10 protein-coding genes are annotated in these 13,419 nt (G+C 58.7%); all 10 read right to left on the bottom strand.

The window, feature by feature from the left end:
* Positions 1-30: 30 nt before the first annotated feature.
* The 10 genes from flhF to cheA all read right to left on the bottom strand — a co-directional run bounded on the left by flhF (position 31) and on the right by cheA (position 13,389).
* Positions 31-2,379 carry a flagellar biosynthesis protein FlhF gene (gene flhF, locus Q9R35_RS14255; RefSeq protein WP_042487573.1) on the bottom strand — a complete coding sequence of 783 codons (2,349 nt, stop codon included), beginning with the start codon at positions 2,377-2,379 and terminating at the stop codon, positions 31-33.
* Positions 2,376-4,487: a flagellar biosynthesis protein FlhA gene (gene flhA, locus Q9R35_RS14250; protein WP_042487577.1), complete on the bottom strand. Its 2,112-nt coding sequence runs from the start codon at positions 4,485-4,487 to the stop codon at positions 2,376-2,378. Before flhA ends, flhF begins: the two co-directional genes overlap by 4 nt.
* 5 nt (positions 4,488-4,492) lie before the next feature.
* A complete protein-coding gene (gene flhB, locus Q9R35_RS14245) occupies positions 4,493-5,644 on the bottom strand; it encodes a flagellar biosynthesis protein FlhB (RefSeq protein ID WP_125304611.1) in 1,152 nt (383 codons plus the stop codon).
* 215 nt (positions 5,645-5,859) lie between these two features.
* Complete coding sequence (gene cheZ, locus Q9R35_RS14240; protein WP_042487582.1) at positions 5,860-6,501, bottom strand: protein phosphatase CheZ; 642 nt, start codon at positions 6,499-6,501, stop codon at positions 5,860-5,862.
* A 13-nt stretch (positions 6,502-6,514) separates the two neighbouring features.
* Positions 6,515-6,904 carry a chemotaxis response regulator CheY gene (gene cheY, locus Q9R35_RS14235; protein WP_009458133.1) on the bottom strand — a complete coding sequence of 130 codons (390 nt, stop codon included), beginning with the start codon at positions 6,902-6,904 and terminating at the stop codon, positions 6,515-6,517.
* Positions 6,905-6,948: 44 nt separating this feature from the next.
* A complete protein-coding gene (locus Q9R35_RS14230; RefSeq protein ID WP_021446831.1) occupies positions 6,949-8,007 on the bottom strand; it encodes a chemotaxis response regulator protein-glutamate methylesterase in 1,059 nt (352 codons plus the stop codon).
* 63 nt (positions 8,008-8,070) lie between these two features.
* Positions 8,071-8,901 (bottom strand): CheR family methyltransferase, encoded by an 831-nt coding sequence (locus Q9R35_RS14225; RefSeq protein ID WP_042487589.1) that lies wholly within the window; start codon positions 8,899-8,901, stop codon positions 8,071-8,073.
* 16 nt (positions 8,902-8,917) lie between these two features.
* Positions 8,918-10,654: a methyl-accepting chemotaxis protein gene (locus Q9R35_RS14220; RefSeq protein ID WP_042487592.1), complete on the bottom strand. Its 1,737-nt coding sequence runs from the start codon at positions 10,652-10,654 to the stop codon at positions 8,918-8,920.
* Between the two features lie 127 nt (positions 10,655-10,781).
* On the bottom strand, positions 10,782-11,282 hold the full coding sequence (locus Q9R35_RS14215; protein WP_009455177.1) for a chemotaxis protein CheW: 501 nt from the start codon (positions 11,280-11,282) through the stop codon (positions 10,782-10,784).
* 16 nt (positions 11,283-11,298) lie between these two features.
* Positions 11,299-13,389, bottom strand: coding sequence for a chemotaxis protein CheA (cheA, locus tag Q9R35_RS14210; protein ID WP_063692839.1), 2,091 nt, complete (start codon positions 13,387-13,389; stop codon positions 11,299-11,301).
* Positions 13,390-13,419 lie beyond the last annotated feature (30 nt).

The following is a 13,419-nucleotide window of genomic DNA, read 5'->3' as shown; positions in this document are numbered from 1 at the left end:
ACACGGCAGGCTTTTTCAATCTTGCTGAATTTAGCTCATCGCTTCTTTCAACACCAGCATCTTCACCAACGCATCGACTGACTGGCCGGACTTCAAGCCCGGTTTGCCCAGCAAGCGCGCGCTCAGCTGTCGCACACCCAGATTGTCCGGCGCCTGTAGCAGGTCCCAGGAGGCCAGCGTCAATTGGGCTGCAGCCAGCAAGTTAAGCTCGTCTTCGAACTCGGAATTACTGGCGGGCAAAATACCGCGCACGGTGCTCAGCAAGCGGGCCATTTCCTGCACTTCGCTACGCAGCATCATGTAGCAGGCCAGGCTGGCCGGGGCGATGGCCTCGGATCCTGTGCACTGGTGCATCAAGGCAAAGCGGGTTTTCAGCACTTTGCCGTCGTGACGACGGACAGTGCGCAGGATGATCAGATCCAGATGCACAGGCTCGGCATTGCGTTGTCGCAACTGCACCGGCTCGACGGCGTACCACAGGGCAATTTCACCCAGCTTGGCACGGCCCAGCGTTTCCAGATGCAGACGCGCAGCCAGATCCGGAATCGCGTGGAAAGCCAGCTGTTTGCTCAGTGCATTGGGCGTGGTCTTGCCGTCCTTGTGCCACAAGGAGGTTGCACCTGGAATCAGGGCCAGCCAGTCGGCTTCCATGTCGGCCCATTGACGCCACATGGTGGGCGAACCGCCCTCAAAAATATGCAGCAGATTCACAGGCTGAGCCTGCGCATTCAGAACCTGCATGGCCTGATTCAAGGCTTGCGCAGGACCTGGCCGTTCCATGCTGCGCACGCCACGCACATCCGACCATTGCGAGGGCGTCTGGCGCTGATAGTACGGAACACTTAAGGCCTGACCTTTGGGGCTGAACAGGAAGCTGAACGAGCACTGTTCCTGACAGCCAGCAGGCTGATGATCGGCATGGATTACCAGCAGGCGAGACACATTGCCTTCGCTGACTTCCTGACACGCGGCACGCATCAAGCCTTCGGCACGTTGTGCTGCTGCCCCGTCCTGAATGGGGGCATTTTGTGCATGCAGATCGCGCCAGAAGTCGTAGGCTTCCGCGCATGCCAGACGTTCGTCCAGATCCGCCGCTGCGCGACGGGCCTGCTCCAGGGCGATAGGCCCACCAGCCGAGGCCGCCGACAAAAGGCGTGGCAAGACGCGCGCACGGCGTTCTTCCTCGGCCTGTTGTTCCTGGGCAGACTGACCACCACTTTCCAGCAAAGCGGCCAGATCGCCAGAACTGGGCGCGTACAAGGGACGCTGGTTTTCGCGCACTTGCAAGGCAGAGTCGACCAGCTCGGCTGCACTCATGAAACGCAAATCCTCGGGCACTTTCTGGCCGTTGGACACGTAATGAATGGGCAGCTTGAAACGGATGGCGGTATCCAGCGGGCCGCCCAGCTTGATGGCCTCGTCCACCTTGGAAATGATGCAGCCGCTTAGCGGTGTACCACCGTCCTGCGTGTAGCTACGGGCCACTTCGTCCAGGGTATCGCCCTGGCTGGCGGCATTAAGCACCAGCAAGCGTTGCACCCGACGTCCAGCACCGGCCAGCAAGGCAGCCTGCTCTCGCACGTAACGGTCGCGCTGGCTGATGCCCATATTGTCGATCAGGATCACCTGATCAGGCCGCACGCCCAGCATCACGCTACGCAGTTGCGCTACGTCCTGCACGATATGCACGGCTACCCGCATCAGGTCGCCATAAATCTTCAGTTGCTCGTGGGCGCCGATCCGATAGGTATCAGTAGTCAGCAAAACCACTTTATCGGGACCGAAGCGACGCACGGCACGCGCGGCCAGTTTGGCCAGCGTGGTGGTCTTGCCCACACCCGTGGGGCCCACCAGCGCCAAGGCCAAACCGGGCTGCCACAAGGCGTCCTCGGAGCGCAGCACCGGCAAATGGGTTTCCAGTTCAGTACGCACCCATTGCAAGGCGGCACGCGCGCCCAGTTCTTCGGGCAAGCGCTTGAGCATGGCACGCAGCAAGGCGGTACTGAAACCTTGCGACAAAAGGCTCTGAAACAGATTCACCGCCACCGGCGTGCGCCGCATCTGGTGACTCCAGACCAGATCGTCCATGCGCCCTTCCAAGGCACCACGCAATGCCCCAATCGCACCCATCACATTGTCGGCGGCCGGTGGCGGGGCCATTTCCTGCTGGCGTATGCCAGCGGCCTGATGCGGTGTGCTGCTGGGCATGGGTGCGCGTTCAGTGGCACCACCGGGAACCGAGCTGGAATCGGTAGCGAGAATCTCCACCCCGCCATTCACGCGACGGTTGGACACAATCAAAGCATCGGGGCCCAAAGCGATACGCACCTGGCGCATGGCTTCACGGCTGGTACTACCAAAAAAGCGACTTATATTCATTCAGACTGACCAATAATGGTGGTGACCCGAAGGATGCGTTCTTCAGGAATTTCAGCGTTGGACAAGACACCCAGCTGTGGGATGTGGTGACGCAAGAAACGCGACAAGGTAGGCCGCAAAATAGGCGGCACAACCAGCACGGGCGGATCTCCATGTTCTTCCTGGAACTGGGCTGCCCGCATGGCATCGGTCAGCACCGACTCGGCCAGACCCGGCTCCAGCGCGCCGCTGCTGGTCAGTGCCTGCGTCATGACCCGCTCCAGACGGGCATCCAGACCAATCACACGCAGCTCTCCCTCACCGGGGAACCACTGCTGCACAATGGCACGGCCCAAGGCCACGCGTAAAACCGCCAGCAGTTCGCCCGCCTCCTGGCCGGGCTGAACCGCGCCGGGAGCCAGAATGCGCGGTGCATGTTCAGCCAGCGTTTCCACAATGCTGCGCATATCGCGAATCGGCACATCTTCAGCCAGCAGACCACGCAAGACCTTGAGCAAGAGGCTCAGGGACAGGGTTTGCGGTACAAAATCTTCGACCAGCTTGGGCGCTTCGCGGCCCACGTGATCCAGCAATTGCTGCACTTCCTGACGGCCCAGCAAATCGGCCCCATGACGATGCAGCAAATGGTTGATATGCGTGGCAATCACCGTGCTGGCATCCACCACGGTATAACCTGCAATCTGTGCCTGCTCGCGCATGCTGACATCCACCCACACGGCAGGCAGGCCAAAGGCCGGGTCCGTGGTCGGTGTGCCGGGCAATTTCATGGTGACACCACCAGGATCAATCGCCAGCCACTGCCCCGGCGTGGCGGTACCACGACCGATCTCCACCCCGGCCAACAGGATGCGATAGTCGTTGGGTTTGAGCTCCAGATTGTCCCGAATGTGGACCACGGGCGGCAAAAAGCCCACTTCCTGCGCAAACTTCTTACGCAGGCTGCGGATACGATGCAGCAGCTCACCGTTTTGCGCATGGTCTACCAAAGAGATCAGGCGATAGCCCACTTCCAGACCCAGGGGGTCCACCATGGACACGTCATTCCAGCTGGCTTCACTGGCGGCAGAATCGGCCGCGGCCAGGACTTCATCATTGGGTTCGCTGGCTTGCTGCTGCTGTTGGACCTGATGCTTTTGCATCATCCAGGCTCCAGCGCCCAATATCGCAGCCAGTAACAGGAATACCAGATTGGGCATGCCGGGAATCAGTCCCATCAAACCCAAAATACCGGCGGTGATATACAGCACCATGGGGTTGCGGAAAAGCTGGTTGACCATTTGCTGGCCCACGTCTTCGTCCGTCGCCACACGCGACACCACCACACCGGCGGCGGTGGAAATAATCAGGGCAGGAATCTGGGCGACCAGGCCGTCACCAATGGTCAACAAGGTATAAACGCGACCGGCTTCCGAGAAAGACAAGTCATGCTGCAGGACACCAATAATCAGACCGCCAATCACGTTAATGACCATGATCAGCAAACCCGCCACCGCGTCACCGCGCACGAATTTGCTGGCACCGTCCATGGAGCCGTAGAACTCGGCCTCTTGCGACACCTCGGTACGGCGACGGCGTGCATCGTCCTCCCCAATCAGGCCCGCGTTCAGGTCGGCGTCAATCGCCATCTGCTTGCCCGGCAAGGCGTCCAGGGTAAAGCGTGCCCCTACTTCCGCAATCCGGCCCGCACCCTTGGTAATCACCACAAAGTTGATGATGACCAGAATCACGAACACGATCAGGCCCACGGCAAAGTTACCGCCCACCAGAAAGTGACCAAAGGCCTCAATCACCTGACCGGCAGCGTCCGGGCCTTTGTGGCCATTCATCAGCACCACTCGGGTAGAGGCCACGTTCAGAGCCAGGCGCAACAAGGTCGCAAACAGCAGCACCGCCGGGAAAGCCGCAAAATCCAGTGGCTTCTTGGTGAACATGGCCACCAGCAGGATCATGACGGCCAGGGCGATGTTGAAGGTGAACAGCAGGTCCAGCAAAAATGGCGGCAAGGGCAGAATCATCATGGCCATCACCATGAGGATCAGCACCGGACCCGCTAAAAGCCGGGCGTGTTGACCACCGTTTTGTTTCAGTAAGGCAAAAAAATTGTTCATTGCTTTTAATGTTTGCGCGAACGCAGTGGACCTTCATCCATGCCTGTCGGCACTTTCAATCGGGTGGGCATGACCGGGCGCTCGCCCTGCCCCTTGTTCCAGTTACGAAGCTGATAAACCCAGGCCAGCACTTCGGCCACGGCCGAGTACAAGTCCACGGGAATCTCGCGCTCCAGTTCGACATTGAAGTACAGGGCCCGCGCCAGCGCGGGTGCCTCCAGCGTGGCCACTTTATGCTCTGCCGCCAGACCGCGAATCTTGGCGGCGATCAAACCCGTGCCTTTGGCAACGACACGGGGCGCCCCGCTCTTGCCGTCCTGATACTTCAAGGCCACCGCATAATGCGTGGGGTTGGTCACGACCACATCGGCCCCCGGCACCTGGGACATCATGCGCGAACGGGCCATGGACCGTTGCTGCTGCCGGATGCGCCCTTTTACATGCGGGTCACCTTCGCTTTCCTTATGTTCTTCCTTCACGTCCTGACGCGACATGCGCAGCTTCTTGTAAAAGCTCCACAACTGCCAGGGTGCATCAATCAACACAATCACCAGCAAACTAGCGGCGATCAGGGCACAACACTTGATGATCAGCGCCATCCCCGTGGCAATGGCCGCCGTGGGATGCACATACATCAGGGCCGTCATCTGTTCGCGCTCGGTCCAGATCACATAGACCGCTACTGAACCCACCAGACCGGCTTTGGCCAGGGTCTTGATCAGCTCCACCACGGTCTGCATGGAAAACATGCGTTTAACGCCCTTGGCCGGATTCATGCGCTCGAACTTGGGCTGCAAGGCCTTGCCGCTAAAACTCATGCCGCCCAGTGCAATCGACGCAAAAATCGCGACTACCACCAGCAGCAGGAACAGTGGTGCCAGCCCTTTTAGTGCTTCGCCCGCCAGACCGGCAGCCTGTACCACCATGGCACTGGGATCATGCGCAACCCGAGGATCGAACCAGACACTGCGACGCACAATGCCACCAAAGGTCTCGTACAGATAGCTGGCCCCGACCCAGATGCCGCCTATCCCGGCCAGCAGCATCAGGAACGTTGTCAGCTCTCTGGAACGCGCCACCTGCCCTTCTTCCCGCGCCTTTTCCAGGCGCCGGGGTGAGGCCGGTTCTGTTTTTTCGAGATCGCTGTCTTCTGCCATGGACTGCCAGGACGCAGGAATTGAAAGAATGAATCACGCGCGCAGCACGAATGTTGCGCTCGCACTGCATGCCGCGGGATCATTCTAAAAGAGCGCTGCGGCTCTGATAGCGCGGAGAAAGCCCGATAAAAGCAGGCTGTTCCCCACAAGCAAAAAGGCGCTGCAATGTGCAGCGCCTTCAACAAGCAAACTCAATGAGCGGATGGAACCGGGAATTAAAAGCCCAGATTCGCCAGCAAATCGTCCACCTGATCCTGGCTGGTGACCACTTCCGAGGCCACGGGCGAGACCACTGGGCCATTGATAAGGCTTTGAGTTTCTTCGCGTTTTTCTGTGGGCACATTATCGACCAGCACTTGAACCAGTTCGGTTTCAATCGTGCCGACCACACCCAGCATGCGCGTGATCACCTGCCCGGTCAGATCCTGAAAGTCCTGGGCCATGATGATTTCCAGCAAATTGTCCTGCGTCTGCTGGGCCTTGACGGGCACATCGCGCAGAAAGCCACGGGTGCGCTTGACCAGCTCGCGAGCCTGATCCTGATCCAGGGGCTCTTCAAACCATTGCTCCCACTCGGCATCCAGCGCCTGGGCGTCCTCTTGCAAGGATTCTTGCAAAGGACGCACCTGCTCGGCGGCATTCAGCACGCGGTTGGCGGCTTGCTCGGTCATGCGAGCCACATAGTGCAGACGATCGCGGGCATCCGGAATCGCGTGCGCGGCATCTTTAATGGCCTGATCCAGCCCCAGTTCGCGCATGCTTTCCCGCAGCAGGCGGGTCAGATTGGCGATGCGGTAGACCAGGTCAACCGGTACGCTCTGGGGGTCGGGATGAGTCGGTGTTTGCTGTGGATCCATGACGTACTCCGTATTAACCGGCCATTTTCTCGAAGATCTTGTTCAGTTTCTCTTCCAGTGTTGCGGCGGTAAAGGGTTTGACGACGTAGCCATTGGCGCCCGCCTGGGCGGCGGCAATAATGTTCTCTTTCTTGGCTTCGGCGGTCACCATCAGCACCGGCAAAGAGGACAGATTGGCATCGGCACGAATCTGCTTGAGCATTTCCAGCCCGTCCAGATTGGGCATGTTCCAGTCAGAGACCACGAACTCGAAATTGCCATTGCGCAATTTTTCCAGGCCCATCTGACCATCTTCCGCTTCGTCCACGTTTTCGTATCCCAGATCCTTGAGCAGGTTCTTGATGATCCGGCGCATGGTGGGAAAGTCATCGACGACGAGAATCTTTATATTTTTTTGTACCATTTACATTCTCCAAATGAGTAGCATGCCAGTGCGTTCAGGACCGCTTATACACGGTGCCCAAAGGCCCCCACACTGGCCAGAATTCGTTCGCTAATCTGCCCCAAAGGCAAGGCGATATCCGCCGCGCCAATTTGCAAGGCTTCACGCGGCATGCCAAAGACCACGCTGGTGGCCTCGTCCTGCGCAAAGGTCATGGCCCCGGCCTGTTTCATGGCCAGCAAGCCTTGTGCACCGTCCTTGCCCATGCCGGTCAGGATGACCCCCACGGCATTGCGGCCGGCCAGTTCGGCGGCAGAGTGAAACAGCACATCGACCGAGGGCCGGTGGCGGTTGACAGGTTCACTGTCCACCAGCTTGACCACATAGTTGGCACCCGAGCGGGCCAGCTTCATGTGCGCCACGCCACCTGGAGCCAGATACACGTGGCCGGGCAAGACGCGCTGGCCATCTTCGGCCTCATGCACCTGCATGGAGCACAGACCATCCAGGCGATTCACAAACGAGCGCGTGAAACCGGCCGGCATATGTTGGGTAATCATGATGGCCGGGCAGTTGGCCGGCAAGGGCTCCAGCACCTGACGAATGGCCTCGGTGCCGCCTGTGGACGCGCCGATCATGATCAGTTTTTCGGTGGTTGAGAAGTTGTGCGTCAAGCGGCGGGCCGGGGCGGAACCGGCCGGGGCCGGAGTTGCACGACGCGGGCGGGCAATGGAGGCAGCGCGGATCTTGTCGGCAATCAGGTCCGAGTAATCCAGCAAGCCATCACGCAGGCCCAGCTTGGGTTTGGTCACAAAGTCCACCGCGCCCAGCTCCAGGGCACGCAAGGTCACATCCGAATTGCGCTCGGTCAGCGAGGACACCATCACCACGGGCATGGGGCGCAAGCGCATCAGGCGCTCCAGAAAGTCCAGCCCGTCCATTCGCGGCATCTCGACGTCCAGCGTCAGCACATCCGGATTGTGTTCCTTGATCAGCTCGCGCGCCACCAGCGGATCAGGGGCCACCGCCACCACTTCCATATCCGCATGACTGTTGATAATTTCCACCATCAGGCTGCGCACCAGGGCGGAATCGTCTACACACAAAACTCGAATTTTCTTCATGCTACTCATAATCCCGATTTCAAGCGCCAACAGAGCTCAGGGCCTGGCAAGACTCCATAGACCCTAGTTCCGGACATACACCGTCTGACCGAGCAAGCGAAAGGCCTTGGTCAGGTAGGAGAAGTTCTCGGAATGCCCCACAAACAACAAGCCACCCGGTTTGGTCACGGCGGCGAATCGCTCCAGGATGCGTGTCTGATCGTCCCGATCAAAATAAATCATGGTGTTTCTACAGAAGATCACATCAAAGCGGCTGGTCGAAGGCCAGGCCGAGCCCACCAGATTGAACTCCTCGAATTCCACCATATTGCGCAACACGGGCTTGACGCGTGCCAGCCCCTTGCGAGCGCCCACACCACGCTGGAAATAACGCGGCAGCCACAGATCGGGCACGGGCTGAATGCGCTCCAGGGTGTACATGCCCTGTCGGGCCTTGTCCAAGGCAGCCGAGTCAATATCGCTGGCCAGAATCGACACGTTCACATCCGGCGAGGGACAGTGCTCGCGCACCGTCATGGCAATGGAATAGGCCTCCTCGCCGGTAGAGGCCGCACTGCACCAGATATCCAGCGGCTTGCCGCGTGTGCTGACAAACTTGCCCAGAATATCGAAATGATGCTGCTCGCGAAAAAATGCGGTGTGATTGATGGTGAAGGCATTGACGAAGTCCTGCCACTCCTGGCTATGCGTGTCCTGCTCCAGAACATCCAGATACTGACGCACCTCCCGCAGCCCCGCACTCTGACTGCGCATACCCAATGTGCGGGCCACCATATCTTCTTTGTGGGTACCTAAGATGATGCCCGCATACGACTTGAGCAAGCGCGCGGCTCGCTCACAGTCGGCCCTCGAGGCCTGCGGGATCGAGGGCAATGTATAAACAAAAGGTTCCACAGATGTGCTCATATAACTACAGGCTGGCCAAGGTCCCGCTAAAAGGCCCCGTAGACAGACGCTCGGTAGAACGTAATCGTTCCGGCTCGGGCGCTTCAAACGGATCATCAATGATGTCGTGTGCGCTCACTTTGAACGCCGACACCGCGTCGGACAAACGAGTGGCCTGATCCTGCAAGGAGCCCGCTGCCGCGGTTGCCTGTTCGACCAGGGCTGCGTTTTGCTGCACAACCACATCCATTTGTGCAACCGCCCGGTTCACCTGCTCAATTCCTTCGGACTGCTCGTTCGAGGCCGACGAAATTTCCGCCATGATGGTGGTCACGCTCTGTACCGAGCTGACCACTTCCATGACCACCTTGCCCGCCTCATCCACCTGACGGGTGCCTTCCTTGACTTTAGCCAGCGACTGTTCAATCAAGCCCTTGATCTCGCGGGCCGCCTGCGCACTGCGCTGGGCCAGGCTTCGTACTTCACCGGCCACCACTGCAAAGCCCTTGCCCTGCTCACCTGCGCGGGCTGCTTCCACCGCCGCGTTCAAGGCCAGAATATTGGTCTGGAAAGCAATGCCATCAATCACGTTCACGATCTGGGCAATCTGCCCCGAACTGGCCGACAGATCTTCCATGGTCTGCACCACGGTAGAAACTGCCTGCCCGCCCCGCAGCGCCACTTCGGAGGCACTCTTGGCAACCTGGTCCGCTTGCTGGGCATTGTCCGAGTTCTGACGCACCGTGCTGGCCAACTGCTCCATGCTGGCCGCGGTTTGCTGCAAGGAGGCGGCCTGCTCTTCCGTACGACTGCTCAGATCCGTATTGCCCACATAGATTTCATGCGAACCAAAAGTGATTTCTTCCACGCCCTGACGCACGGTCTGCACCATGGACTGCAGACTGCTTTGCATGCGGCGCACCGCGTCATACAGCACACCAATTTCATTGGTGGACTTCACTTCCACGCGTTGGGTCAAATCCCCGCTGGCGATGCGATCAAAGTGCGCACCGGCCTGACGCAAGGGACGCAGCACCATGCGATTCAAGAACACATAGACGGCCAGCGAGATCAACAGACAGAACACCATGGCCAGCCCCACCAGACGGATCACCATGTTGTACTGGTCATTTTCTTTCTGGTATTGCGTATCAATAGAGCGCTGCTGGGCCTGTTGCAAGGTACTCAAGGCGCTGTACAGATCTTCTTCCAAAAACTTGGTGGTCGTGGCCACGTAGCTGCGGAAACCAGCGATATCGCCCTGCTCCAGGTAAGCAATCAAGGGCAGCACGCCTCCCTGCATCAAGGACATGAATGCGGCATCCACGCGCTGGTAGTAATCGTTCGTGCCTTCCAGTTGTGTCGCCACGCCCTGGTATTCAAAGAAGGCTTCCTGGGCTTGCTCAAACTGCTTGCGCGTGGCATCCAGCGCATCACGCGTGGCCGAGCTGATGGCCGACGTTTTGGGAGCCACATCGCTCCACTCGGCCATCAGGTCCTGGTTTTGCAGATCGTTGCTGACCACATAGCTGATGGCCGCTCGTCCAATCAGGGTTTGAGTCTCTTTGTAGCTCTCGATGGCCTGATACATGGCCGAGCCTACGCGCTGATTGACCACGATGCTTTGCAGCGCACCATTATTGGCGCGCAGGGACAAGATCCCCAATGCAGCACCGGCCACCAGCATTGCTAAAAAAAACACCAGTACCAGAATCAGACTGGTCCGCACCTTCAGATTGGCCAAACGTAATCCATCCAGCATTGCAAGCACCTTGTCTAGAGTAGATCCGAACATCAGAGGCGCTTGTGACGCCTCCCCCGACCCGAACAATCCTTGAAGGACCCGTTAAACAAGTCCCCGCTTTGCAAGTCTTTGCAGACTCGGGCGATCAGGCCACTGCGCTATCGACCAGCGCCATCTCTTCACTGGTCATCAATTTTTCAATATCCACCAAAATCAGCATGCGTTCGCCCAGCGTGCCGATCCCGGTCAGGTACTCGGTCGAGAAAGCAGTGCCAAAACTGGGGGCGGCACTGATCTGGGACGACTGCAAAACCAGCACGTCCGATACACCATCCACCACCACACCCACTACGCGGTCGTGCAGATTCAGAATCACCACCACGGTCTGGTGGTCGTACTCCACCCGCTCCATGTTGAAGCGCACCCGCAAGTCGGCGATAGGCACAATCACACCGCGCAGATTGGTGACACCCTTGATGAAGTTGGGCACGTTGGCAATACGCGTTACGGTCTGGGAGTCGTAGCCCCGGATCTCCTGAACTTTCAGAATATCGATGCCGTATTCCTGGTCGCCCAGAGTAAATACCAGATACTCCTTGCCGCCAGCCTCGGCAGCTTCGGAGTGGGAAGTAAAGTCGTTGGACATAAAGATCTCCGAATAATCAGGCCCACGTCGAGGCGGGGTCCCGCGCCAGACGTTGCAAGGCAAAAACATCAACAATCAGGGCTACGCTGCCATCGCCCAAAATAGTGGCAGCGGAAATACCCGGAATTTTTCTATAGTTGGCTTCCAGGTTCTTGACCACGACTTGATGCTGACCGATCAGGTGATCGACCAGCAAGGCAAAGCGCATGTCTTCGGCCTGCAAGATAACGGCAATCGCGCGCGTCACATCGGTCTCGGCCCCTTCAACCGAGAAGATGTCACGCAGGGAAATCAGGGGCAGATACTCGCCACGCACAAACATGACGTGATCGGTATCGGTTACGCTGCGCAACTGCTCTTCAGTAGGCTGCATGGACTCGGTTACATGAGCCAGCGGCAGGATGAACACCTCATTGCCCACCTGGACCGACATGCCGTCCAGAATCGCCAGTGTCAGCGGCAGAACAATACGGGTGGTTGTTCCCTTGCCCGCACGCGAGTACAGCTGCACGTGGCCGCCCATGCTTTGAATATTGCGTCGCACCACGTCCATGCCCACGCCGCGCCCGGAAATTTCCGTAACCTTGTCGGCGGTGGAAAAGCCGGGGGCAAAGATCAACTGCCAAACTTCGTCGTCCGGCATGCTCTCGGTCACCGGCAGGCCCGAGGACATGGCTTTCTTCAGAATACGTTCGCGGTTCAGGCCAGCACCATCATCCACCACTTCAATAATGATGTGGCCACCCTGATGCTGGGCCGACAAGGTCAGCACACCCTCTTCTTCCTTGCCCGCTGCCAGACGATCCTCGGGCATTTCAATGCCGTGGTCGATACTGTTGCGCACCAGGTGAGTGAGCGGATCAATAATGCGTTCGATCAGGCTCTTGTCCAGTTCGGTGGCCTGCCCTTTGGTGACCAGACGAATCTTCTTGTTCATGCGCGCGGCACTTTCGCGCACCACACGCGGGAAGCGGCTGAACACGTAATCCATTGGCATCATGCGAATGGACATCACGGACTCTTGCAGGTCGCGCGCATTGCGCTCCAGTTGCTCAATGCCGTTCAGCAAGCGATCGTGCACCACAGGATCCAGTGTCGAGGCCGTTTGCACCAGCATAGCTTGTGTAATGACCAACTCGCCCACCAGGTTGATGATCTGGTCAACTTTCTCCACGCCCACACGGATCGTGCCGGACTCTTTGGGAGCAGCAGCCTTGGCCGGTTTGTCCGCGGCCTTGGGAGTGGCAACAGGCGCAGGCGCTTCGGTTTTTTCTGGTTCAGCGGCAACAGGGGCCGTTGCGGGAGCCGGAGCAGCGACGGGGGCTGCAGGCTCGGCAGCCACTGCGGCGGGAACTGAGGCCGAGGCTGCTGCGGCAGCGGCTGGAGCCGCCGCTTGCCCTGGGGCTGCGGCCGGTTTTACCGACACCTGATCGGCATTCAGAATAAAGCAGCACACGGCCAGAATATCGTCAGCCGAACCCGTGGTTTCCACCCAGATATCCAGGCGATCACCTTCGCGAGTTTGATGGACGATGGTGCCCATCAACTCCATTTCTTGTTGCAGCGCCTCGGCATCCTTATCAGACACCGGCCCCATGGACACCCACAGTGGCAAGCCATCCGTGTTGGCAGCCGGTTCCGGCTCGGGTTCCGGTTCGGCTTGCAGGATCGCTTCGGTTCCTTTCGTGTCGGTTGCCAGAATGCCCTTTTGTTCCAGGGCCAATTGCCTCAGTTGCGCGCAGATGCGGGTGTAGGCTTCCTCGTCGGGCTCCTGCTCCTCGCGGTAGGCATTGACTTGTCCGGTTAGCACGTCCTTGGTTTCCAGAAAGAGGTCAATCATGTCCTTGCGCAATTGCATCTCGCCATTACGGACCAGATCGAGCAGATTTTCGAGTAAGTGTGTGGTTTCAGCCAACTGACCGAAGCAACCAAACGTGCCTGCGCCGCCCTTGATCGAGTGTGCGGCCCGAAAGATGGCATTGAGCTGATCGCGGTCAGGCTCGTCCAGATCCAGCTCCAGCAGCAAGCGCTCCATGTCCGCCAGCAACTCATCGGCTTCATCGAAAAAGGTTTCGTAAAACTGACTCAGATCCACGCCGGAGCTCATGAACACTTCCTTCTTGGTTATGGCTTAGAA

Source organism: Alcaligenes sp. AB3 (assembly GCF_031844565.1).
In the GTDB taxonomy this organism is placed as follows: Bacteria; Pseudomonadota; Gammaproteobacteria; order Burkholderiales; family Burkholderiaceae_B; genus Alcaligenes; species Alcaligenes faecalis.
Note: the sequence above shows the minus strand (reverse complement) of the source record. Positions and strands in the feature narration are given on the sequence as shown.